We start from the raw sequence: 25,364 nt of genomic DNA, 5'->3' as shown, positions 1-25,364 counted from the left end.
TATGAGTTTTGATCGGTATTATTTTGACATTTGCTCGGCCATGATCAACGCGTTATAAGCATTGACGATCTTGCCGGAAGCGCTTGCAGCCGTAAACGGACGCTTTTCTTCTTTTTCTCCAAGTGCGACTTCAATCGTGACCGGAACGCCGGAATCCATGATGATTTTCTTGACTTGGGCAGCAGAAAGTTTCGGATAATAAGAACGGATCAACGCAGCAACTCCCGCTGCATTCGGCGCCGCCATCGAAGTACCTTGCTCATACTTGTATTTGTCGAGCGGAATCGTCGCATAGATCTTAGAACCTGGCGAGAACACGTCGACGTTTTTGGTTCCGTAATTCGAGAATCCGGCGACCAATGCTTGCCCGTAAGTATTGTTCAACGCACCGATTGTCAACACGTTGTCGGCCAATTCAGTAGCGCCGTTGTCTTTTGTATCTGACGGAAAATTCGCATTCTCGGCATCGTCAAGGTCTTTGCCATCGTTGCCTGCTGCGTGAACGATCAGAACGTCTTTGCTCGCGGCATATTTGATAGCGTCGTACACCCATTCTTTATGAGGAGAATAGCTTTTTCCAAAACTTCCGTTGATGACTTTCGCTCCGTTGTCAACCGCGTAACGGATCGCAAGCGCGACGTCTTTATCATATTCGTCTCCGTTCGGAACCGCGCGAATCGACATGATTTCTGCCGTTGAGGAAACGCCGTCTCCACCTTTTCCGTTACCGCGAACCTGGGCGATGATACCTGCGACGTGCGTGCCGTGCATCGAATCTTCTTTGTTGGGAGCATAAACGCGGTTGTTTCCGTAAGTTTTATCGTTGATGTCTTCCGGATTGTCTCCTACCACTTTACGACCGTCGAATTCGAGGTTGAGGTTGTAATTAAGTTGGTCGGAAACCTGCTTTTTATATTCGTCAAGATCTTGGTTGAATCCTGGCCCGACTTGTTGGATGACACTCATCATGACCATTTTACTGCGGTTCAGATTGGCATCGGACGTAGAAAGCGCCTTAAGTTCTTCGACAGTATAATTGTCTTTTTTAAGATGATCCTTGATTTGTTTGTTTGCGGCGAAGATAAAGTCGACTTGCTGTTTTCCGGCAAGTGCTTGCTGATATTCTTCGTCGTAGGCCGCTTTCATCTTTTTAAATTCGGCCGAACCGTCGTCACCTTTTTTGATGAGGCGCGTCAATTCGAGGTTTTCGTCGTTTGAATCGCCTAGGAAGTTCCATCCGTGGATGTCGTCCACATAACCGTTTTTATCATCGTCGATTCCGTTTCCGGCAATTTCCTTCGGATTCGTCCAGATTACGCTCTTAAGATCTTCATGGTCGATATCGACACCGGAATCGATAACGCCAACAACCACTTTCTGGCCTTTTTTGCCTTTCAGCAATTCCGCGTAAGCGCGATCGACGCTCATGCCCGGAATTGAATCTCTTATTGGGTCAAGATGGCTCCAGCGTTGCAAAGCTTCATCTTTCAATTGTCCTTTTTTGGCCACTATGTTTGTGGCAGAAGTAATCGGGGCGACTGCAGTTTTGGTTGCTCCGCAGCCAGTGAGCATTGCCGCGATGAGTGCTGTCGCGACGTAAGGAGTGTATAATCTCATGTTTAAAAAGTTTCGGAATTTGGTAAAATTGGTCTAAAAGTATCGGGTTTCGTTACACAGGATGTCCCGATTAACAGAAAGTTATGATGAAGGTTTTACTTTTTCGACATTTTTTCGGCCATCAAAAGAGCGTTGTATGCGTTGACGATCGTGCCGGCGCGACTGGCTTCTGAAAATGGTTTTTTCTCCCGTTTGTTGCCTAAAGTGACGGACATTTCCGGTTTTATTCCGGATGTCATCAGGATTTGTTTTACCTGAGCCGCGGACAACTTCGGATAATACGACCTGATCAACGCCGCGACTCCGGCCACGTTGGGCGCCGCCATCGACGTACCTTGAAGGTAGGCGTAATTGTTCTCCGGAGTTGTGGCATAGATGCGCGTTCCCGGTGAAAATACATCTACATTCTGTTTTCCGTAATTCGAAAATGCAGCGACAAGGTTTTCGCCATAAGTTGCGTTTGATGCGCCAACAGTGATGACGTTGTCTGCGACTTCTTTGTTGGACTTATCGAAATCCATCGGGAAATTCTGGTTTTCGGCCAGGTCGATGTCGTTGCCGTTGTTTCCTGCGGCCATGACAATCAGGACATCTTTTTTCGCAGCATATTTTATAGCGTCCCAAACCCAGTCAGGATGAGGGGAATAGCTTTTACCGAAACTTCCGTTGATGATTTTGGCGCCATTGTCGACGGCGTATCGAATCGAAAGCGCGACATCTTTGTCGTACTCGTCTCCGTTCGGGACCGTCCTGATTGGCATGATCAACACATTTTCCGCAATGCCGTCTCCTCCTTTTTCATTGCCGCGGATTTGGGCGATTATTCCCGCAACGTGCGTTCCGTGAGTCGTTGACTTTCTGTCTTTCCCGAAAACTTCGTTGTTGCCGTAGTTGCGTTTCTCGAAATTGTCCGGATCGTCCATCAACATGCGTTGGTTGTAGTCGGGATTCAATCTTACATTGACCTGAACTTCGGCTCGCTCTTTCGATTGTTTCAGGAAATCGTCGAGTTCGCTTGGCTTCATTCGGTCGAGCATCGTGATTACGCGTGGCTTGACCCGTGTCACCAATGTGTCTTTGCTGTTGAGGTTTTTAAGATCGTCCGCGGTAAAGTCGCTTTTACCAAGTTCCTGTCGGATGCTGGCGATCGCCTTGGTCATGTCCTCGGTAGACTTCAGGTTTTTTTGGGCCGCCTTGTACTGTTTGTCGTAATCAGCTTTCATGGCGGCGTATCCAGGCGAATTTGGATCGGCTTTTTTGACCAAACGCGTTATTTCGAGTGTTTCCGCTACAGCGTCACCCAGGAAATTCCAGCCATTTACATCGTCTACATAACCGTTTTTATCGTCGTCAATTCCATTTCCCGCTATTTCTTTCGGATTCGTCCAGATCTTCCCCTTCAAATCCTCATGGTCGATATCAACGCCAGAATCGATGACGCCCACGATCACGGTTGAACTTTTTTTCTTTTTGAGTAGTTCCGCATAAGCCCGGTCAACGCTCATTCCGGCGACAGAATCTTTTTCGATGTCGAGATCGCTCCAACGCTTCAGGTCGTTTTCGGCCAGCGGTTTTTTCTTGGCCGAGACGTTCTTCGTCCCAATCTGGGCATTGCCGTTGAACCCGATGAAAAGAGCTGCAAGGGCAACTGCAAAAAATGACTTTGATGAAAAGGTGTTGTTCATTTCGTAATGTTTTAAGATCAGAAGATTTCTTCGCAAGTGTAGGTTTCCTTGAGTCGGATGCCGCGTTCGGTTTGTTCTACTGTGATTATTTGGTTGTGGGCGTCGTGCTCGAGCATGATGTAGAAATCGTCGGCGAGCGCATCGTTCAGGAATTTGTTTTTTTCAGGCATCGTCAGCAGCGGTCGCGTGTCGTAGCCCATCACATAGTTGACAGGAACGTGACCCGCCGTCGGAATAAGATCGGCGGCGTACGCAATGGTTTTTCCGTTGTAGTTGATGTACGGGATCATCATTTTTTCGGTATGGCCGTCGACGTAATAAATGCCGAAACCAAGTTCAGAACTCTCTTGGAAACCGGCTTCCGGACGTTTGATAAAGTTGAGTTGTCCGCTTTCCTGCATCGGAATCAGATTCTCGGAAAGGAAGGATGCTTTCTCGCGCGCATTCGGCTTCGTCGCCCATTCCCAATGGTCTTCATTGGTCCAAAATTTCGCATTTTTAAAAGCAGGTTCGTATCCGGTTTTGTCCTTGTTCCATTGAACCGATCCGCCGCAGTGGTCGAAGTGGAGGTGCGTCATGAAGACATCGGTCACATCGTCCTTTGAAAAGCCGATTTTTGCAAGCGACTTTTCGATCGAATGATTGCCCCAAAGCGAGTAATAGCCAAAAAATTTCTCCGATTGTTTGTCGCCCATTCCAGTATCGATCAGAGTTAACCGGTTGCCATCTTCAATCAAAAGGCAACGCGCGGCGATATCGATGAGGTTGTTGGCGTCGGCGGGATTGGTCTTGTTCCATATGGTTTTCGGGACGACGCCGAACATGGCACCACCGTCGAGTTTGAAATTTCCGGCTTCGATCGGGTGTAATTTCATATTTCGGAAAAATTTTGCAGAAGTGAATCACAAATGTAACGATTCATTTGTGCAATGCCGAAACCATTGCCGATTTCTATTGGGCCATTCGTTATAAAAATGTTGGCGGATGCGGCAAAAAGTTCGTTTTACACTATCTTTGCGCATTATTTGGACTGAATCAACGCAGGTTGTTGGAGAATCGGAATGACTGTTTTGATTTTCAGATGTTTGTGATGCGAGATTCCGTCCGATTTTAACCACTAATTGTAGATATCATGATAAAAGTTTCTGATTCAGCGAAGACGAAGGTTGTCCAACTGATGGCCGAAGACGGATACGATGCGACGGTAGATTATGTTCGCGTCGGTGTTAAAAGCGGCGGTTGCTCTGGCTTGGAATACGTATTGAAGTTCGACAAAGAACTCGGTGATTCCGATAAAGTTTTCGAAGACAACGGCGTGAAAGTGGCCGTAGAGAAGAAATCGTTCCTGTATCTTGCGGGAACCACGTTGGAATTTTCTGGCGGATTGAACGGAAAAGGCTTCGTTTTCAACAATCCGAATGCGAGCAGGACTTGCGGTTGCGGAGAAAGCTTCTCGCTTTAATGTTTTAAGCCAAAAGGCTTTATAACCAAGACTTTATATGTCAAAATATACAGAAGACGACCTCAAGGTCGAACTCGAAAATAAAGAATACGAGTACGGATTTTATACCGATATAGAGTCCGAGACATTCCCGATTGGCCTCAGCGAAGACATCGTTCGTGCGATTTCCCTTAAAAAGGAAGAGCCCGAATGGATGACCGAGTGGCGGTTGGAAGCCTTCCGCGCTTGGGTTCAAATGACCGAGCCGGATTGGGCGAATGTGCACTACACCAAACCTGATTTCCAGGCAATTTCGTATTATTCGGCTCCCAAGAAAGTCGATCCGAGCAAGACGCTTGACGACGTAGATCCGGAACTTTTGGCGATGTACAAAAAACTCGGGATTTCGCTTGACGAGCAAAAGAAGATGAACAACATCGCGATGGATATCGTCGTCGATTCGGTTTCCGTGGCAACGACGTTCAAGAAGACGTTGGCTGAAAAAGGCATTATCTTTTGCCCGATTTCCGAAGCGATAAAGGAACATCCGGACTTGGTGAGAAAATACCTGGGAACCGTCGTTCCACAAAAAGACAATTTTTATGCGGCGTTGAACTCGGCGGTTTTTTCGGACGGTTCGTTTTGCTATATCCCAAAAGGTGTTCGGTGCCCGATGGAATTGTCGACGTATTTCCGGATCAACCAAGCCGGAACGGGACAGTTTGAACGAACACTTGTCATTGCCGACGAAGAAAGTTACGTCTCGTATCTCGAAGGTTGTACCGCGCCGAGCCGTGACGAAAACCAATTGCATGCGGCTGTCGTCGAATTGATCGCGATGGACGGTGCCGAGATCAAATATTCGACCGTACAAAACTGGTTTCCTGGCGATAAGAACGGGAAAGGCGGCGTTTTCAACTTCGTGACCAAGCGTGGATTGTGCGAAAAAAACGCCAAAATTTCTTGGACGCAGGTCGAAACCGGTTCGGCCGTGACGTGGAAATATCCGTCTTGTGTGTTGAAAGGTGATAATTCGGTTGGTGAGTTCTACTCGATTGCCGTAACCAACAATTTTCAGCAAGCCGACACGGGAACCAAAATGATCCATTTGGGAAAAAACACCAAGTCGACAATCATTTCGAAAGGCATTTCCGCCGGAAAATCCCAAAATAGCTATCGCGGACTCGTCCAGATATCAGGACGCGCAGACAACGCCCGTAATTTCTCCCAGTGCGATTCGCTCCTGATGGGAAACAACTGCGGCGCTCACACGTTTCCGTATATCGAATCGAAAAATCCGTCTGCTAAAATCGAGCACGAGGCCACCACTTCGAAAATCGGTGAAGACCAGGTTTTTTATTGCAACCAGAGAGGAATTCCTACAGAGAAAGCCATCGCGCTTATCGTAAACGGGTTCTCGAAAGAGGTTCTGAACAAGCTTCCGATGGAATTCGCCGTCGAAGCGCAGAAATTGCTGGAAATTAGTTTGGAGGGAAGCGTCGGGTAATGAATTTGAAAATGAGGTAATTTGAAAATTTGAAAATGGAAAGCAAGGACAACATCATAGTAACGATGACATTTCAGTTCGCGCTTGAAATTATAAAATACACCGAATCACTTCAGGAAAACAAGCGATTTGTGATATCGAATCAACTTTTAAAATCCGGAACCTCGATTGGCGCAAATATCAGAGAAGCGCAAAATGCAGAAAGCAAGGCCGATTTATACACAAGTTCAAAATTTCGGCTAAGGAGATTGAGGAGACATTTTATTGGTTGGAGTTATGCAAATTCTCAGATAATTTTCGCTCTGTCGATAAGCTGTTGGACCAATTGACAAGCATTTCAAGAATAGTAAATAAGATCATAATAACATCGAAAAAATAAATGATTTGGGCAGGAGATATCATTTCCAAATTTCCAAATTTTCAAATTTCCAAATTCATGCTAGAAGTAAAAAATCTACACGCGAAAGTAGAAGACAAAGATATTTTGAAAGGCATCAACCTTTCAGTGAAAGCCGGTGAAGTGCACGCGATCATGGGGCCGAACGGTTCCGGTAAATCGACACTTTCGGCCGTAATCGCCGGAAACGAGCACTATGAAATGACCGAAGGCGAGATCATCCTCGATGGGGAAGACATCTCGGAAATGGCGCCAGAAGAGCGTGCCCACAAGGGCATTTTCCTGTCGTTTCAGTATCCGGTGGAAATTCCTGGCGTTTCGGTGACGAACTTCATGAAGACGGCCATTAACGAATCGCGTAAAGCGCAAGGTTTGGAAGAAATGCCGGCCAACGAAATGCTGAAGCTGATTCGCGAAAAATCTGAATTGCTTGAAATCGACCGTAAATTTCTTTCGCGATCGCTGAATGAAGGGTTTTCCGGAGGCGAGAAAAAGAGAAACGAGATCTTCCAGATGGCGATGCTCGAACCCAAACTCGCCATCCTCGACGAAACCGACTCCGGTCTTGACATCGACGCTTTGAGGATCGTGGCAAACGGTGTCAACAAACTGAAATCCGAAAACAACGCGGTTATCGTCATTACGCACTACCAGCGACTTTTGGATTATATCGTGCCGGATTTCGTACATGTTTTGTACCAAGGAAAAATCGTGAAATCGGGCGGGAAAGAGTTGGCTTACGAGTTGGAGGAAAAAGGATACGATTGGATTAAATCGGAAAATTAAAATTTGTTTGAAGTTTGAAGTTTCAAGTTCCCGTGACCTGAAACCTTAAACCTTAGACTTTAAACAAAACAATGGAACTAAAAGAAAAACTTATTTCGTCGTTCATGGCATTTGAAGAGCAAATCGATACCGATACCGATCTTCACGATGTCCGGACCGCGGCTTTGAAAAACTTCGAAGAAAAAGGGTTTCCGACCAAAAAGCTTGAGGCCTGGAAATACACTTCGCTGAATTCGGTGTTGAAAAACGATTTTACGGTCTTTCCCAAGATGGAATCCGCATTGGAGTTTGCCGATGTCAAAAAGTATTTCCTACACGAGATCGACACGTACAAGGTGGTCTTCATCGATGGCGTCTTCAGTTCGTTCCTGAGCTCTACGACCCACGATGGCATCGACGTTTGCCTGATGTCGTCCGCACTGACGAAACCGAAATACAAAATGATCATCGATGAATATTTCAACAAAGTCGCGTCCCAGGAGGAAAGCCTGACGACATTGAATACCGCATTTTCGAAAGAAGGCGCGTTTATCAATATCCCACGTTCGAAAGTCGCCGACAAGCCTATCGAAATCATGTATTTCTCGACTGGAAACGAGACTGCTTTGATGGTTCAGCCGAGGAATTTGGTGATCGCGGGAGAAAATTCGCACGTCCAGATCGTGGAACGCCACCAAAGTTTGTCGGGTAACGCCGTCTTGACGAATGCCGTTACCGAGATCTTCGCGAAAAAGCGTGCGATTGTAGATTATTACAAGTTGCAGAACGACCAAAATTCCGCATCCCTGATCGACAATACTTACATCTCACAAAAGGAGATGAGCGCGGTAAAGGTGCATACGTTCTCGTTTGGCGGAAATATCACACGCAACAACCTGAACTTCTTTCACGAAGGCGAGCATATCGATTCTACTCTAAAAGGAATTACGATCCTGGACGGAACGCAACATGTCGATCATCACACGCTAGTCCGCCATGCAACGCCTAATTGCGAATCGCACCAAAATTACAAAGGCATTTACGGTGACAAATCGACCGGTGTTTTCAACGGGAAGATTTATGTCGAGAAAGAGGCCCAGAAAACAGATGCGTTTCAGCAGAACAACAACATCCTGTTGTCCGACAAAGCCACTATAAATGCCAAGCCGCAACTCGAAATTTTTGCCGACGACGTGAAGTGCTCCCACGGTTGCACGATCGGACAACTTGACGAAAGGGCGATGTTTTACATGCAATCGCGCGGCATCCCGAAAAAGGAAGCCAAAGCGCTGTTGATGTACGCCTTCTCGAATGAAGTCATCGAAAGCATCAAAATTCCCGAGCTCAAAAACAGAATCAACAAACTGATTGCGATGAAGTTAGGCGTCAATATGGGTTTTGATTTGTAAACAACATATTTTCGATAAACATAAAAAAGCCCGGTTCTTGTCCGGGCTTTTTCTATAGTAGAAATCGGTTAGGTGCAACGGCGAAAACGCTTTACGATTTTAGTATTCCGACGAGAAAGAAAAGCAACGTCAGATTTTTTATTCGTCAGAATCATCGCACAATGACGAAGAAGGAATCATAAATCGCTGACACTTCCTACAATTTCTTCAATCGTTTCGGAACCGAAACTTTCGGCCAAACCCAGCCTAACGATAACAAGGCCTTTCGACGGAATGATAAATATTTTTTGCCCTTGGAACCCGTTCGCCGAATACATGTCGCGGGGCGCATCGGCAAAAAAACCAGAACTATTCAGCCAAAAATGGGCACCGTATTTTCCGTGTGAACCTTTTGTCGGCGTCGTGACGAAATCTACCCAGGACTTGTCAAAAATGCGTTGCCCGTTCCAATTCCCTTCGTGGAGATAAAGCAATCCGAATTTTGCCCAATCGCGCGCTGTTGCCCAACCGTATGACGATCCGACGTAATTTCCGCTCATGTCGGTTTCTATGAACATCGAATGCATCCCGATCTTGTCGATGAGTTCCGAATACCAAAAATCGAGGTATTGCTGATGCGACCTGAATTGCTTCCTCAAAATCCCGGACAGCAGGTTCGTCGTCCCGGAAGAATAGCACCAATCCTTCCCAGGAGCCGCATACGTCCCTTTTTCAAGCTGGACACGCGTCATGTCTTTTGCAACAAACAGCATTTTCGTAGCATCCGATATCGTTTCATAATTTTCATCCCATTTCAACCCGCTGTTCATTTTCAACAAATTCGAAACGGTGATGTTTTTGCGTTCGTCCTGTTGCCATTCCGCTACCGGAGCGGGTTTATTGCAATCGAATCGCTTCTGGTATTCCAAAATTCCAAACATCGTGGCCGTAATGCTTTTTGTCATCGACCAACCCAATAGTTTAGAGTCTTTCGTAAATCCCGGCGCATATTTTTCGCCGATGATGTGATCGTCGTAAATCACAAGCAACGCACGCGTCCGTTTTGTCTGTTCACCTTTTTTGTCGAATGCATTGTCGATGGCGCGCTGGAGCCGATCGTAATCGATGTTTTGGAAAACCGTGTCTTTTTGTGGTAAATCGCCATAAGGGAACGGTAAACCCGTTGGCGTGAGATGGCGTTTTGGAACGTTGTAAGGAGCTGTCACGTCAAAATCGCCGTCAATCAAAACCGATCCCAGGCCTTCGCGCCAAATCGCGGTTCGTTCCATAAGCCCAAAAACGCTCGATTTTGCAGATTTCATACGTTCGTCAATCGAATTCGTCGCCAAATCAACCAATGGAATGTCGTTGTCGCCCGCTTCGATCGTTTGAAGCGAACGCCCGTCCCCGAAATGGTGGGAAGCAACGCTTTTTGCCGCGAAACCCGCAATCAAATCCATTTTAGAAAAGTTCCATCCGAGCGCAAACACGACCAATATCGCGACCGTCAGTAAAAGCCAATAGCGTTTCTTCATTTCATAAAAGTAAGGATTTGAAGCTTTTTCCGGCTCTTCGCTGCTAGCTTTCGCAAAAATCCGGGTTTTGCAAGTTAGGGCGGCGAGCTCCCTTCGGTCGCTGCCGCCCTAACGCCAACCCACGGGTTTTTCAACGAAAGGCTATCCGCTTCGATCCGGGCTAGGATTTGTTGGGGAAGACGCCGCGATGGGTTTCATCCGAAAAAACCCAGCCGGATATTTAACAAAAAGTACAGGAAATCTGTACCGACGTGATGGCTATTTTTCAGTTTTTTGCAGACATAACATATCTTTAAAGATATGTTATGTCTTACAGCCGCCTGAAGCGTTTTATGATCGTAATTTCCCACAAAACGACCATCAGGCGAAAAAAGGGTCTATATTTGAAACAGACCAATTCCAAGTAGATGAATCCACAAACCGAAAAAACGGCTGAAATCCTTTACCAGCACGGGATTACATCGGAGCAAGAGCTGATATCGATAAAAGCCTACCGATCCTTAAACGTATTTTCGGTTCGCTATGAGTTGCTGTCACTTGTATATATTTCGATACTGCTGCTCTCCGGCGGAATTGGCATCCTGGTTTATGAAAACATCGATACCATCGGCCACTCGATCCTGATCGCGTTGGTATTTATCGGGGCCGCCGCCTGTTATTATTTCAGTTTCAAAAAAGCACCTCCATTTTCGTTTAATGAAGCATTTTTCGACAATCCGCTCTTGGATTATGTCGTGCTTTTCGGGGCGTTGCTGTCGGGAACATTTTTCGGATATCTGCAGTATCAATACAGCCCGTTCGGGAATAGTTTCGCGATCGCCTCCTTTCTGACAAGCGTCGTCGCGATCGCCTCCGCATACCGCTTCGACAACCGAAGTTCGCTCTCGATTGGCATTACGACGTTGGCCGCGACCGTCGGCATCACCATGACGCCACAAGCCGTTTTGGAACTTGACGTTTTCGAAAACGTTCCGATGCTTTACACAAGTATTGCGTTAGGTATTGCGCTCATCGTTTGGGGCGAATTTTCCGAACGGCGCAACCTCAAAAAACACTTCGCTCCGTTTTTTTACGGTTTTGCCCAGCATCTTATCGGGATTTCGTGTATCGTGGGAATGGTTCAGGAGTTTTGGGGCATTTTCGCATTTGTCATGGCACTTTCGATGATTTACCTGTTTCGCAAAAGCCATCAGGCCGAGTCGACGGCACTGTTTGTTTTCACGATACTTTACGCGTTTATAGGTTTTAACATCGCCATAGTGCGAATGCTAATTTTGACGGGTGCAGACGATTTGATTCTGTTGTGCGCTTACCTGGCTCCATTTTTTTACTTGGGCTCGATTGTACTTTTTATTCGTTCCATCCGCAAATTCAACAAAGAACACAGATGATAGCATTCGACAGGATATTGCTCGAAAATACCGTCCTCGCCGAATCGGCAGAAGACTTGAAAGATGGCGGGTTTATTTCCAAAGCGCAGTTTCAAACAGTAAAGGAAACCTTTCCGACTTTGAAAACGCATCGAAACGTCTTTCTCAGGATCGCCTTTTTTTTATTGGGAACTTTCTGCTATTCCTCCTGCACAGGCGTCTTCGCTCTGATTTTCCTGAGTGCCGGTGACCACTATGAATTGATGATCGTTTTGTTGGCGCTGCTAGGAGGTATTGCCGCGGAACTGCTTGCGCGTCAACATTTCTATGCCCACGGCCTTGACGACGCCGCCATTTGCGGATTGTTGCTGGCAACGGGCTCGGCGGGTGCTGTGCTCTTTGAAAATACGTTAGCGGTACTGTCTGTTGTGGCGATGGCATCGGCCGTTTGCGCGTTGCGTTATCTTCACACGATTTCTGTCGTTGTTTGTGTCGTGTGCGTCGTCGGATTCATAGGTGTTGCGACGTTTGAATATCATCTGATCCCGGAGTTTTATCTCACAATTGTACTTTTTTTCCTGGCAACCGGCTTGTTTTTCCTGCATCGGAAACTAAAAAAGCATGAACTCTCAAAGTATTATGTGTCGCCTCTCCAGGCATTGCAGTTAGGAGCGCTGCTATTGGGTTATTTTTCGATGAATTACTTTGTGGTGCGCGAACTCGCCGTTGATATGATGGGATTTTCCGTCGAGAAGGGAAGCGATATTCCGCTAGCGTATCTGTTTTATTTTTTTACGTTCGCGATCCCGGTTTTGTATTTGGTTTTTGGAATCCGTAAGCGAAACAAACTCGTGCTTTGGGTCGGACTTTTTACGTTCGGATTCTCAATTTTCACAATTCGATATTACTATCATCTAATCCCGACAGAATGGGCGCTCCTGCTCGGTGGATTAGCTTTGATGGCGACCTCGCTGTTCTGCATCCGGAAACTCAAAGGAAAAGAAACCGGTCTTACATTTGAAAAAGACCGAATGCACGAATCCAATGCGCTTTCGTTGGCGCAAGCGGTGGTTGTGAATTCGCACGCAATACAGAATATCCCTTCGAAAGGCCCGATGGAATTCGGAGGCGGCGGATTTAGCGGAGGCGGGGCAGGGGAGCAATTTTAGCTTCAAAACTTTAACAAAAACGGCATAAAAACTATTGTTGGATTGAGGTAACCTTCTTTATTTTATAAACATAACAGTTCTGTAAGAACTGTTATGTTTGTCCAAACAGCCGCCAATTGAAATCCGCTATCGAATGCACCTATGGGCCGATTCCATTTTAAGATGTATTTATCGGTTTAGTAAGCAAACAAGCCGTAAATTTGCGGCAAACTAGAATCAGATGTTTGACATCCAGAAAGTAAGAGCCGATTTTCCGATCCTGACCCAAAAAGTTTACGGGAAACCACTTGTTTACTTTGATAATGCCGCTACTTCGCAAAAGCCGCAAATCGTGCTTGATGCGATTTCAAAATACTATACCGAGATCAACGCGAACATTCACCGCGGCGTGCACAAGCTGAGTCAATTGGCTACGGACGCCTACGAACAATCGCGTGAGAAAATTCGCGATCACATCAATGCCAAGGAAGCTTATGAAGTGTTATTCACCGCCGGAACGACGCATGGCGTAAACTTGGTGGCGAATGGGTTTGCGTCGATTTTGAAGCCAGGCGATGAGATTTTGGTATCGGTTCTTGAGCACCACAGCAATATTGTGCCTTGGCAGATGCTTTGCGAGAAAACCGGGGCAATTTTGAAGGTAATTCCGATGAACTTGCATGGCGAGCTTATCATGGACGAATACGTCAAACTGCTTTCGGAAAAGACAAAAATCGTTACCGTAAATCATATCTCCAATGCGCTTGGAGTCGTGAATCCGATAAAATTCATGATCGAAAAAGCCCACGAGGTAGGTGCCGCGGTTTTCATCGACGGAGCCCAGGCGGTGCCACATTTAAAGCCTGACGTTCGGGAACTGGACTGTGACTTCTACGCTTTTTCCGGTCACAAAATGCTCGGTCCGACGGGAACGGGAGTCCTTTACGGAAAAGAAGAGTGGCTCGAACAATTGCCGCCGTATCAAGGCGGAGGTGAAATGATCAAGGAAGTGACATTCGAAAAGACCACTTACGCAGGATTGCCGCATAAATTCGAGGCCGGGACGCCGAACATTGCCGGCGGGATCGTATTGGGAACGGCGGTCGATTACCTGAATTCGGTAGGGTTTGACAATATTCAGCGTTACGAGCACGAGCTCCTGGTTTACGGTACCGAGAAACTTCTCGAGATCGACGGGCTTAAAATCTTCGGGACTTCGAAAGACAAAACTTCCGTAATTTCGTTCAACCTCGACGGCGTCCATCCGTATGATGTCGGCGCAATCACCGATAAAATGGGAATCGCCGTCAGGACGGGACATCACTGCGCACAACCGATCATGAATTTCTTCGGTATTCCGGGCACGGTTCGCGCTTCGTTCGCGTTTTATAACACAAAAGAGGAAATTGACGCTTTGGTGGCTTCGGTCAAAAAAGCCCAATTGATGCTTGCTTAAATCACAACAATATGAAAATTTTATCGGTAATACTGCTTGCGCTTTTATTCGGGAAAGGTTGCGACGGCCAGCAACAGCAAGATCTAGCAGAGGCAGTCGTCGAATACAAAGCGAATACCCGCGGCTATTTTTTCAAGATGACGATCCAGAACAAGCAGGTTTTGATCTCTAGGGATCGAGAAGGGAAACAACGTCCGGAAGCCAAGACCATTTCCGACGCTGATTGGAAAGCACTTGTTGCCGAATTTTCAAAAATCGACCTGGAAAAGCTAGAAACGCTTAAACCGCCAACCGAAAAGCGTTTTTACGACGGAGCGGCAATGGCCGATTTCAGCGTGACGTACAAAGGGAAACGTTATGCCGCCTCAACTTTCGATCACGGGTTTCCGCCACAGGAAATCGAAGCGCTGATCACAAAAATAACCGCCCTTGCACCAAAAAGAGGAGAATGACGATTAAAGAAATCCAAAATGAGATCGTTGACGAATTTTCTATGTTCGATGAGGAAAATTGGGACGAACGTTACCAATACCTGATCGATCTCGGGAAATCGCTTCCGCTGATCGACGAAAAATATAAAACCGATAACAACATCATCAAAGGTTGCCAATCGCGCGTTTGGCTTCACGCCGAAGTAAACGATGGAACCGTCGATTTCACGGCCGATTCCGATGCTATCCTTACCAAAGGGCTCATCGCGATTTTAATCCGGGCGTTTTCCGGTCAGAAGGCGGCTGATATCCTGTCGGCAAATACAGAATTCATCGATGAGATCGGGCTCAAGGAACATTTATCGCCCACGCGCGCCAACGGATTGGTGTCGATGATCAAACAAATTAAAATGTACGCACTGGCATTCCAGTCGCAGCAATAATTATGGAAACAGAAATGGATACCGCAGAACTAGGGGAGAAAATCGTCAAAGTGCTCAAAGGCATTTACGATCCTGAAATTCCCGTCGATATATACGAACTCGGCCTTATTTACGACGTCATGGTCAATACCGACAATGAAGTCAAGATCCTGATGACGCTTACTTCTCCTAATTGCCCGGTTGCGGAAAGCCTTCCGAAAGAGGTAGAAGAGAAGATCACGAATATAGACGGCGTGAGGTCGGCGGAAGTCGAAATTACGTTCGATCCACCGTGGAGCAAGGATTTGATGAGCGAAGAGGCGAAGTTGGAACTCGGAATGTTGTGATTGGTTAAGGTTTAAAGTTGAAAGTTGATGGAAAGCGAAGAAATCATTAACCGCGTCGCCAATAGCGTGCTCGAAGTGTTTGATCTTGAGGATTATTATCCGAAAGGTCCTCGCGTCGAAGTCGATTTGGCGCAATGGCTTTTCGAAGGTTTTTTGCTGAGAGAGAAAGACTTCCGCGAAAGCTTGAAAAATCATAATTGGGGACAGTATAAAGACGCTTACGTGGCAGTTTTTTGCAGTACGGACGCGATATTGCCGGCCTGGGCGTCCGTTTTGGTAACGATGCATTTGGCGCCTTTTGCCAAACGAATCATCTCCGGTAGGATAGACGACGTCAACCCGGTTTTGTATGAGGAAATCCTCGGCAATCTGGATTATTCCGCTTACGCAGACAAACCCGTAATCATCAAAGGCTGCATGAAAAAACCGATTCCGATGAGCGCATACGTGCTCGCTGCTCAAAAACTTCAACCTGTGGCCAAAAGCGTGATGTATGGCGAAGCATGCTCGGCCGTTCCGCTTTACAAACGCAAATAAATCTGCATTACCGCGGCGGGAGTGTTATATTTGTCTTATAACCTAAAACAAGACGAATATGAGAACGAGAATTTTGTCTGCTCTTTTTCTTTTGGGCACGATCGGACTCCACGCCCAGGATTCGACAGCGGTCGCAACCGATACGATAAGTCCGTGGACCGCAAAGGGGAACGCCTCTTTTTTATTCAACCAATCGACGTTCGACAACTGGGTCGCCGGTGGTGAGAACAACATCTCGGGCAACATCGGTGTCAACTACGACGTCAATTACAAAAAGGGCGATTGGGAATGGGACAACAAATTCATCGCGTCTTACGGCCTCGTGAAAACCAAAACGAGCGCGTTTGCCAAAAAAACCGACGACAGGCTGGAACTCAACTCGCTTTTGGGCAAAAAATTCAAAGAAAACTGGTACTATTCGTTCTTCCTGAATTTCAGGACGCAGTTTACCAAAGGATACCAATACGATAAAGATGCCAACGGTGTCGAAACCCGGACCGAATACACCGACTTCATGTCGCCGGGTTATCTTTCGTTCGGGCCCAGAATCGCCTGGAAAAAAAGCGACACTTTTAAGTTCAACTTCTCGCCGGCTGCCTCGAAGCTCACTTTCGTAGACGCGGGGCGCACGCTTCCCAACGAGGAATATTTCGGCGTTGAGGAGGGCAAAAGCCTCCGGTATGAATTAGGTGCGAACTTTTCGGGAACTTACAAATTCGTGCTACTGGCGAACGTCTCGGTAGAAAACATACTGAATTTATACTCCAATTATCTCGAAGATCCCCAAAACGTCGATTTGGATTATCAGGTCAACGTAATCCTCAAAGTCAACAAATGGCTTACCACCAATATTATGTTCCAGACGATTTACGACGATAACGCTTTCCGCGGATTCCAGATCCGGCAAGTGTTCGGAGTCGCGATCAATTACGGGTTCTGATAAAAAAAAGCCTCTCTGTACGGGAGGCTTTCTTATTATTCGTTGTCTTCGGCGTCTTTATAATCAGGATAAAGGAAATTGTTGTAAGGAAAACGTGCTGTATGGATCTTGCGAACGGCTTCGTAGACCGTTTCCCGGAACTGTTCGAAATTTTGCTTATTCGTCGCCGATATGAAAATGGCGTTTTTGTCACCGAGATCGTTCATCCAGGTCGCCTGCCACTCTTCGAGCGTGTAGTGGCGCTTTGTTTTCTCGGTCACCAAATCGTCCTCGTCTATCGTAAGGTGGCGAAAGGCGTCGATCTTGTTGAAGACCATCACGGTCGGTTTGTCGTCGCTTTTGATGTCACGTAAAATATTGTTTACCGATTCGATATGGTCTTCGAATTCCGGATGGGAAATATCCACAATGTGAAGCAACAAGTCGGCCTCGCGCACCTCGTCAAGCGTACTTTTGAACGATTCCACAAGCTGCGTCGGCAATTTGCGGATGAATCCGACGGTGTCTGACAACAGGAACGGCAAGTTCTTGATAACAACTTTCCGAACCGTCGTATCGAGTGTTGCAAATAATTTGTTCTCCACAAACACGTCGCTCTTTCCGATGGCGTTCATCAGGGTTGACTTTCCGACATTCGTATATCCGACCAATGCCACGCGTACCATGGCTCCTCGATTGCTCCTTTGCACGGACATTTGCTTGTCGATTACCTTGATCTTTTCTTTTAACAAGGAAATCCTGTCGCGAACGATGCGGCGGTCGGTTTCGATCTCGGTTTCTCCCGGACCACGCATACCAATCCCACCTTTCTGGCGCTCCAGGTGCGTCCACATGCCCGAGAGCCGCGGAAGCAAATACTGGCATTGGGCGAGCTCGACCTGGGTTCGCGCGTATGACGTTTCGGCGCGTTGGGCGAAGATGTCAAGGATGAGGTTCGTCCTGTCGAGAACTTTACAGTTAAGGATTTTGGAAATATTCTTTTGTTGGGAAGGCGAAAGTTCGTCATCGAAAATGACGGTTCCTACTTTGTGTTCGATGATATATCCGCGGATTTCTTCCATCTTGCCCGTCCCTACGAAAGTTTTCGGGTTTGGTTTTTCCATCTTTTGCGAAAACCGCTTTACAACGTTGCCGCCCGCAGTCACGGTAAGGAACTCAAGCTCGTCGAGGTATTCGTTGAGTTTGTCCTCGGGTTGGTTTTGGGTAATGATTCCAACGACGACCGTCTTTTCTATGTCAAGAGATTGTTTTTCTAGCATCTGGATAATTAAAATGCAAAAATAATCATTTAATACCTAAGAAAATGTCATGAAACACCATTAAATAAAGGCTCTTTTGAGAATTTTTAGTAAAAATTGGGAAATCGCTGCTTTTTTCAAAAAATTAGTTAAATTTACAGCTTAAGCTACTAACAATTATTAACAACCAAATTTTCAACTTCATGAGAAAAATTACCCTTTTTCTTGTACTGCTTCTATTTGGTTTCGGCGGCTTCGCGCAGCACGAGACCTTTGACGACAGCAGTGTCACGCCTCCTACTGGGTTAGGGCCGTGGATTCTTCCAAGTGGTACTTGGCAGGTGTTGGACAATGGGATTGGCAACTTAAACTGGACGTTGAGCTCAACGTCTACTTATCCTGCTAATTCCGCTCCGAATGCGGCGTACGTCAACCGCCAGAACATCGGGGCAGGCAACACTTCCCGGGATTACTTAATTTCTCCGGCATGGACCGTGCCAAACAATCCGCAATTGCGATTCCAGTCAAGAACTACATTGGCCGGATTCGACAATACTGTTTTGGAGGTAAGGGCGGCCCTGGGCACGTCCGACCCGACGGATCCCGCGAGTTTTACTTATGTTTTGGGTCAGTGGAATGATGACCTGATCAACATGGTCCAACCTTATAACGTATATGAGGAAAAAGTGATCGACCTCCCGGATTTTGGAGGTGCCACTACTATTTACATCGCGTTTGTGAAAGTAACTACGCAGGCGACGAATTCCCAAACGGGAGATCGCTGGCTTGTGGACGACATCCACCTCGTGGAAAAATGTCAGGATGCAGATCCGGAATCTCTGGTCTCGAATGCATCGACTGCAACCAACATTACCCTTCAATGGGATGGAACCGAAAACAACCAATGGGAAGTCCATGTGGTTCCCGCCGGTACGGTATTCAATCCAAACGTTGGTACGCCAATAACAGTCAACGGTACGCCAACTACAACCGTTACCGCTACGACGCAACCGACACCGACACCATTTACGCCATTGACTTGTTATGATTTTTATGTGCGTTCGGTTTGTGAATTCGCTTCAGGGGAATGGGTAGGGCCTTCCCCTTCTGCAGTTTGTACTCAAGCACTGCCTCCTGAGTGCGGCGGAAATTACGTCGACAGCGGCGGAATCGATGCCGACTACGGAATGAACGAAGCGTCTACTATTACGATCTGTCCGGAACAAGCGGGCGATATCGTTACGGTAACGTTTACAGCATTTTCTGTTGAACAGCAATGGGACGGTCTATACGTTTACGATGGTAACGGAACCAATGATCCGCTTATCCCGAGTTCAAACGGGCCGGGAAATAACAATAACCTGGATACTCCGGGCGCCTATTGGGGCAACTCAATTCCGGGGCCATTCGAGTCTTCGAGTCCTGACGGATGTTTGACGTTCCAGTTTTTCAGCGATGGCTTCGGAACACAAGATGGTTGGACAGCCAACGTCACTTGTTCTCCGGCTCCTACGTGTCCTAAACCAACCGCCGTAACGGGATTGTCGGCAACAGATCAATCGGTGAACCTTAGCTGGACGCCGGTCGGACCCGCGACGCTATTTGAAGTTATCGCCCTTGCTGCCGGTTCGCCTGCACCAGGACCTGGTGATAGCGGCATACAAACTACAGGCACGACCTTTACATACACTGGATTGGCTTCGTCGACCTGCTTCGATTTTTACGTTCGCGCACGTTGCAGCGACAGCGATATCAGTAGCTGGAGTTTGAAGGCGTCTTATTGTACGCAGGTTACACCTCCTGAATGCGGTGGCGTGTTTGTGGACGAAGGCGGACCAAACGCAAACTATCCGCTCAACTCCGCTACCGTAGTCACAATTTGTCCTGAACAAACCGGCGACATCGTGACGGTAAGCTTTACCTCATTTGCGGTAGAGTCGGCATATGACGGATTGTATATCTATGACGGAGATTCGGTAAACGATCCGCTCATCCCGAGTAACAATGGCTCCGGAAACAACGATAACCTCGACACTCCGGGAGCATATTGGGGAACTAACAACCCAGGAACGTTCGAATCTTCAAGTGCTGACGGATGTTTGACATTCCAGTTTTTCAGCGACGGCTTCTTTAACCTCGAAGGTTGGACGGCAAATGTAACGTGCGGGCCGGCGCCAACCTGTCCGAAGCCAACCGCTTTGACATTGGGCGCCCCAACAGCCACTACGCTTCCTGTTTCCTGGACGCCTGTCGGGCCTGCCACTACTTGGCATGTATATGCAATTGAATGCGGCGGAACCCCACCAGTTTACGGTCAAGCCGGATTCCAGGTAGCTACCGGAACGCCTTCGATCGAACTTATCGACCTGAACTCTTCGACATGTTACGAGGTGTACGTGATTTCGGTTTGTTCCGAAAGCCCGGTCGATGTCAGCAATCCTGCTGGGCCAAGAACGGCGATCACATTGGTCGCACCTCCGGTTTGTGACGGTGTTTTTGTAGACGACGGAGGTCCTTTGAACTATCCGAACCAATCGAACTCAGTGGTCACGATATGTCCTGAAATTCCGGGAGAGCAGGTTACGGTTACCTTTACCATGTTCGATACTGAAAACAATTGGGATGGTCTATATGTGTTCGACGGAGACAGTACTTCTGATCCTATGATCGCCAGCGACAACCCTGCAGGCAACGTCCCGTTTGGCGAGCCTGGAGCATATTGGGGCAACACTATTCCGGGGCCGTTTACCGCTTCGAGCGCTGACGGATGTTTGACCTTCCTTTTCAGCAGCGATTTTTCGGTTAACTACCAAGGTTGGATGGCGAACGTAACGTGTTTGCCTCCGCCAACGTGTCCTAAACCTACAGCGGTCACGATAGATGACACGACCGACACGACAGTTACGGTAAGCTGGACCGAAGTCGGTTCTGCTACTCAATGGCATGTTTTGGTATTGCCTGCGACAGATCCTGTTCCGGACGCCAACACGCCAGGATGGGAACTTTCCAACACTACGACTTATACGTACGGAACTATTACGCCGCTTACGCCTTCGACACCATATAAAGTTTATGTTCGCGCATTTTGTAGCGCAGACGACATCAGCTTGTGGACGAATCCCAAATCATTCGCAACCGCTCCTGTAAACGACGACTGCGCAGATGCTATCGTAGCTCCGGTCAATGACGGTGTGAGTTGTGCGGAATCTGTCCCGGGAACTTTAATCGGTGGTACGCCATCCACACAGGAAAACACTTGTTCCGGTACAGCCGACGACGATATTTGGTTCCAGTTCACTGCGGAAACAACGGCTCATGCCATCAACCTGAACAACATCCAGGGCAACGCATTTTCGCTTAACATGGCACTTTACGCCGGAACATGCGAAGGCCTTGATTTGGTAACTTGCGAGAGCTTCGTCGACCAAATGGTTGTAAGCCCGCTTGTTCCTGGCCAGGTTTATCTCGTCCGCGTTTGGACAGATACAGATCAGCCGAACCAAAATTCGACGTTCGACTTCTGCGTCTCCACCGTTCCACCTCCGATTGCGACGTCTATTGACCAGTACACAATCGAGGAATTGGTCGAAGACGTATTGTTGAATTCGACTTGTGCCAATGTATCCAACATTACTTATTCTACCGGGACGAACTACAATTCGACGCCGGGTATCGGATACTTTAACAAAAACGGATCGACATTCCAGTTTGACGAAGGTGTAGTCATGACCTCTGGTAACGTATTGAACGCTCCAGGCCCGAACGACTCCGTCCTCAGCGACGGTGAGTACGAAACCTGGCCAGGCGACGCTGACCTCGAAGCCATCATTCTCGCGGCGACGGGCCAGCCGATGAACTCCATGAACGCCTCTATCCTCGAATTTGATTTTATTCCGATCACGCCGTCTATAAGCTTTAATTTCTTGTTCGCTTCAGACGAGTACGGAACATTCCAGTGTACGTTCTCTGATGCGTTCGCGTTCTTGCTTACCGATATCAACAATAATACGACGACAAACCTTGCTGTAATTCCGGGCACAGGTACGCCGGTTTCCGTAGTAACGATAAGGGACGAATTATACAACGGCGGTTGTGCCTCTGTCAACCCTCAGTATTTTGACGAATATTATTTGTTGCCGGAAGGAAGTGATCCGCTTGGAGCACCAATCAACTTTAACGGTGTAACGGTTCCGTTGACGGCTCAGGCCACGGTCAATCCGGGAACGCCTTACCATATCAAACTCGTCATCGCCGACAGACAAGATAACTCTTACGATTCGGCAGTATTCCTTGAAGGAGGAAGTTTTGATATCGGAAACATAGAACTTGGTGACGATTTCGTACAAGCAGACGGTACTGCGCTTTGCGCCGGTTCATCGTTTGTTCTCAACAGCGGACTTGATCCAGAGCAGTACACGTTTTCTTGGACTCAGGATGGCGAAGTGATCCCGAACGCCAACGGTTCGACCTACACGGTTACCGAGCCAGGTGTTTACGGTGTTACCGCTGTTTACAACACGTCCAGCTGTACGGCTTCCGATGCGGTAACGATAGAGTTTTATCCTCCGTTACAGCCGGGAACTCCGGAAGATCTTTACAAGTGTGATGAGTCGGGCTTCGCAGCGTTTACGTTGAGTGAGGCAGATGCGTCTATCCTTAACGGAGCCAGTCCGGCCGCGTTCCAGGTAACGTACTATTTGACTCAGGCCGATGCTGAAGCGTCAATTAACCCGCTTCCGAATATTTACACGAACGTCTTACAATTCCAACAGACCATTTATGCTAATATGCATACGGCTTCCGGCTGTTTTGCTATAGTTGCTTTGGATTTGGTTGTCAGTGACGACGCTCCTGAGTTTACGATTACCGAAGATTTCACGATTTGTGAAGGTAGTTCCGAAGTCATCACAGTGACGCCTCTTAACGCCAATCAGGCGGTTTGGACGTACTCCTGGACTTGGGAAGGCAACCCATTGCCAGATACGACTCCGACAATAACGGTTACGCAAGCGGGAACGTATGTCGTAACGGTGAACAACGCGGGTTGTACGGGCACGGGAACAGTAGTGGTTACCACGATTCCGGCTACAGTTGCTCCTGAATTGGCCGATGTTGAGGCGTGTGATTCGTATACCTTGCCTGCTTTGACAGATGCCAACCTGACGTACACGACAGGACCTAATTGCACAGGAGCTGTTTTGGCTGCAGGAACCGTAATCACAACTACTCAGACGGTTTACGTATGTGCGACTACCGGTACTTGTATCAATTCCACCGAATTCGAGGTTGTGATCAACGCCACGCCAAACGTTGGTGATTTCCAGGCTGTTGTTGCCTGCGACAGTTATGCGCTTCCGGCCCTGGCGGTTGGCGGCTATTTTGGCCAGCCTGGCGGAGTGGATCCGATCACGGGTGATTTGGGAGTTGGCGTGCATACGGTTTACGTGTATGCGGCCACGGGCACTGCGCCGAACGTTTGTTTTGACCAGGCGAGCTTTGTGGTGACGGTCACGGCTTCTCCGGTTGCGGACGACCTTCAGGACGTCTCGATCTGCCAGGGTGCTGTCTTCACGCTTCCTGTTTTGTCTGCGGGGAATGCCTATTTCGGTGCTGCGGGCGGCACGGGCACCAGCTACCAGGCGGGTGACCAGATCAGCCAGACTACCACGGTGTATGTCTATGCGGTATCGCCGGACAACGGGGACTGCTTTGATGAGACGAGCTTTACGGTGACGGTCACGGCCGAGCCGGAGTTCACCCTTGAGGCGGGCTGCCAGGACAATGCCTATACGATCACGGCCACGGCGGTGAACTACGATCCTGCCACGGCGAGCTACAACTGGAGTTCCACCACGGCAGGGGAGATCCTCACGGGCCAGGGCACGCCATCCATTACGGTCTCTGGAGCGGCTACCTATACGCTGGTGGTGACGGTTGCCACGTGCGATGGCACGGACAATGTTGTGGCGACCTCCACGAGCTGTACGATCCAGAAGGGTATCTCGGCCAACGGTGACGGGGCCAACGACTTCTTCGACCTGGAAGGCTTCAATGTCCGCCAGCTCCAGATCTTCAACCGTTACGGCAGCAAGGTCTACGAGCGCACGAACTACGTCAATGAGTGGAAGGGCCAGTCGGACAAGGGCGAGGAGCTCCCTGACGGGACGTACTACTACGTGATTGAGCGTCGCGACGGCGAGCCTACCAAGACGGGCTGGATCTACATCAACAGGAAAAACTAAAATACCGCGGGCGGGGGCCTAAAGCAGGCCCCCTTTTCCCGCGCCAAAAAAAACATACCGACAATGAAGAAAATCATTTTTGCGGCCTCCGCGCTGCTGCTGGGACTGGCCTCCCATGCCCAGCAGGACCCGCACTACACGCAATACATGTACAACATGAACGTGATGAACCCTGCCTATGCGGGCAGCAAGGAGAGCCTCTCGGGCGGTATCCTTTACCGCAAGCAGTGGGTGGACATCGAGGATGCCCCCACCACGGGCACGTTCTTTATCCATTCCCCGGTTGGCAAGAACGTGGGTCTTGGGCTCTCGGCGGTCAACGACAAGATCGGGCCTGTTGAGGAGACCAACGTCTATGCGGACTTCTCCTATACCCTTGACCTTGGCGGGGAACACCGTCTGGCCTTCGGGCTCAAGGGAGGGGCGACCTTCCACAAGGTGGACTTCAACACGATCTACCCGACGCTTCCCGATGTGGACGACGGCGTCTTCCAGGGTTCCAACCCTAACGAGACGATGTTCAACGTAGGGGCGGGCCTTTTCTACTACACCGAGAAGTGGTACCTGGCGGCCTCGGTCCCGAACATGCTCAAAGGGCGCTATTTGGATTATAACGGGACGAGCTACGGCTCGGAAGCCCTGCACTACTTCTTCACGGGAGGGTACGTCTTTGAACTCACGGAGAGCTTCAAGCTCAAGCCATCGGCGATGGTCAAGAGCAGCTTTGAGGCCCCGACGAGCTACGACATCTCCCTCAACGGTCTTTACCTGGATCGCTTCGAGCTGGGAGCCAGCTACCGCGTGGAGGATTCCTGGGGCATCATGGCCAACGTGGGGATCATCCCCAACGTGCTGCGTATCGGCTATGCCTACGACCACATCGTATCGGATTTGAAGG

19 protein-coding genes and 1 pseudogene are annotated in these 25,364 nt (G+C 48.3%); 15 read left to right on the top strand and 5 right to left on the bottom strand.

Annotated features, from left to right (window positions below):
* Nucleotides 1-18: 18 nt before the first annotated feature.
* The 3 genes from HC229_RS14560 to HC229_RS14550 all read right to left on the bottom strand — a co-directional run bounded on the left by HC229_RS14560 (nucleotide 19) and on the right by HC229_RS14550 (nucleotide 4,177).
* Nucleotides 19-1,617, bottom strand: coding sequence for a S8 family peptidase (locus tag HC229_RS14560; protein ID WP_191021236.1), 1,599 nt, complete (start codon nucleotides 1,615-1,617; stop codon nucleotides 19-21).
* A 95-nt stretch (nucleotides 1,618-1,712) separates the two neighbouring features.
* The gene (locus tag HC229_RS14555; RefSeq protein ID WP_191021235.1) at nucleotides 1,713-3,302 is read right to left on the bottom strand and encodes a S8 family peptidase; all 1,590 of its coding nucleotides are present in this window, start codon (nucleotides 3,300-3,302) and stop codon (nucleotides 1,713-1,715) included.
* Between the two features lie 17 nt (nucleotides 3,303-3,319).
* Nucleotides 3,320-4,177 (bottom strand): MBL fold metallo-hydrolase, encoded by an 858-nt coding sequence (locus tag HC229_RS14550; RefSeq protein WP_191021234.1) that lies wholly within the window; start codon nucleotides 4,175-4,177, stop codon nucleotides 3,320-3,322.
* 257 nt (nucleotides 4,178-4,434) lie between these two features.
* On the opposite strand from HC229_RS14550, the gene HC229_RS14545 reads away from it, so the two are divergent.
* From HC229_RS14545 to sufD, 5 genes and pseudogenes are all read left to right on the top strand, one after another.
* Nucleotides 4,435-4,764, top strand: coding sequence for a HesB/IscA family protein (locus HC229_RS14545; protein ID WP_191021233.1), 330 nt, complete (start codon nucleotides 4,435-4,437; stop codon nucleotides 4,762-4,764).
* Between the two features lie 37 nt (nucleotides 4,765-4,801).
* Entirely contained in the window at nucleotides 4,802-6,250 is a 1,449-nt protein-coding gene (gene sufB / locus HC229_RS14540; RefSeq protein WP_191021232.1) for a Fe-S cluster assembly protein SufB, read from the top strand.
* A gap of 35 nt (nucleotides 6,251-6,285) precedes the next feature.
* Nucleotides 6,286-6,629 (top strand): annotated as a pseudogene (locus HC229_RS14535) (four helix bundle protein).
* Between the two features lie 57 nt (nucleotides 6,630-6,686).
* Nucleotides 6,687-7,433 (top strand): Fe-S cluster assembly ATPase SufC, encoded by a 747-nt coding sequence (sufC, locus tag HC229_RS14530; protein WP_191021231.1) that lies wholly within the window; start codon nucleotides 6,687-6,689, stop codon nucleotides 7,431-7,433.
* A 71-nt stretch (nucleotides 7,434-7,504) separates the two neighbouring features.
* On the top strand, nucleotides 7,505-8,821 hold the full coding sequence (sufD, locus tag HC229_RS14525) for a Fe-S cluster assembly protein SufD (RefSeq protein WP_191021230.1): 1,317 nt from the start codon (nucleotides 7,505-7,507) through the stop codon (nucleotides 8,819-8,821).
* A 176-nt stretch (nucleotides 8,822-8,997) separates the two neighbouring features.
* On the opposite strand, the gene HC229_RS14520 is transcribed toward sufD, so the two are convergent.
* On the bottom strand, nucleotides 8,998-10,335 hold the full coding sequence (locus HC229_RS14520; RefSeq protein WP_191021229.1) for a serine hydrolase domain-containing protein: 1,338 nt from the start codon (nucleotides 10,333-10,335) through the stop codon (nucleotides 8,998-9,000).
* 407 nt (nucleotides 10,336-10,742) lie between these two features.
* Here HC229_RS14520 and HC229_RS14515 point away from each other — a divergent pair, with 407 nt between their 5' ends.
* From HC229_RS14515 to HC229_RS14480, 8 genes are all read left to right on the top strand, one after another.
* Nucleotides 10,743-11,726: a DUF2157 domain-containing protein gene (locus tag HC229_RS14515; RefSeq protein WP_191021228.1), complete on the top strand. Its 984-nt coding sequence runs from the start codon at nucleotides 10,743-10,745 to the stop codon at nucleotides 11,724-11,726.
* The gene (locus HC229_RS14510) at nucleotides 11,723-12,874 is read left to right on the top strand and encodes a hypothetical protein (RefSeq protein WP_191021227.1); all 1,152 of its coding nucleotides are present in this window, start codon (nucleotides 11,723-11,725) and stop codon (nucleotides 12,872-12,874) included. Before HC229_RS14515 ends, HC229_RS14510 begins: the two co-directional genes overlap by 4 nt.
* Before the next feature lie 220 nt (nucleotides 12,875-13,094).
* Entirely contained in the window at nucleotides 13,095-14,309 is a 1,215-nt protein-coding gene (locus tag HC229_RS14505; RefSeq protein WP_191021226.1) for an aminotransferase class V-fold PLP-dependent enzyme, read from the top strand.
* A gap of 11 nt (nucleotides 14,310-14,320) precedes the next feature.
* Entirely contained in the window at nucleotides 14,321-14,761 is a 441-nt protein-coding gene (locus HC229_RS14500) for a hypothetical protein (RefSeq protein WP_191021225.1), read from the top strand.
* Nucleotides 14,758-15,183, top strand: coding sequence for a SufE family protein (locus HC229_RS14495; RefSeq protein WP_191021224.1), 426 nt, complete (start codon nucleotides 14,758-14,760; stop codon nucleotides 15,181-15,183). Before HC229_RS14500 ends, HC229_RS14495 begins: the two co-directional genes overlap by 4 nt.
* A 2-nt stretch (nucleotides 15,184-15,185) precedes the next feature.
* On the top strand, nucleotides 15,186-15,509 hold the full coding sequence (locus HC229_RS14490; RefSeq protein ID WP_191021223.1) for an SUF system Fe-S cluster assembly protein: 324 nt from the start codon (nucleotides 15,186-15,188) through the stop codon (nucleotides 15,507-15,509).
* Nucleotides 15,510-15,536: 27 nt separating this feature from the next.
* Nucleotides 15,537-16,046, top strand: coding sequence for a DUF2480 family protein (locus HC229_RS14485; RefSeq protein ID WP_191021222.1), 510 nt, complete (start codon nucleotides 15,537-15,539; stop codon nucleotides 16,044-16,046).
* Nucleotides 16,047-16,104: 58 nt separating this feature from the next.
* Nucleotides 16,105-16,986 (top strand): DUF3078 domain-containing protein, encoded by an 882-nt coding sequence (locus HC229_RS14480; protein WP_191021221.1) that lies wholly within the window; start codon nucleotides 16,105-16,107, stop codon nucleotides 16,984-16,986.
* Between the two features lie 35 nt (nucleotides 16,987-17,021).
* On the opposite strand, the gene hflX is transcribed toward HC229_RS14480, so the two are convergent.
* Nucleotides 17,022-18,245, bottom strand: coding sequence for a GTPase HflX (gene hflX / locus HC229_RS14475; protein ID WP_191021220.1), 1,224 nt, complete (start codon nucleotides 18,243-18,245; stop codon nucleotides 17,022-17,024).
* 182 nt (nucleotides 18,246-18,427) lie between these two features.
* Between hflX and HC229_RS14470 the strand changes: the two genes are divergently transcribed.
* Both HC229_RS14470 and HC229_RS14465 read left to right on the top strand, forming a co-directional pair.
* Entirely contained in the window at nucleotides 18,428-24,466 is a 6,039-nt protein-coding gene (locus tag HC229_RS14470) for a choice-of-anchor L domain-containing protein (protein WP_191021219.1), read from the top strand.
* Nucleotides 24,467-24,529: 63 nt separating this feature from the next.
* On the top strand, nucleotides 24,530-25,364 hold an 835-nt coding region (locus HC229_RS14465; protein ID WP_191021218.1), incomplete at its 3' end, for a PorP/SprF family type IX secretion system membrane protein.

The sequence above is a fragment of the Flavobacterium selenitireducens genome (assembly GCF_014748335.1).
Classification (GTDB): Bacteria; Bacteroidota; Bacteroidia; order Flavobacteriales; family Flavobacteriaceae; genus Flavobacterium; species Flavobacterium selenitireducens.
This window is presented reverse-complemented; position numbering and strand designations above follow the sequence as displayed.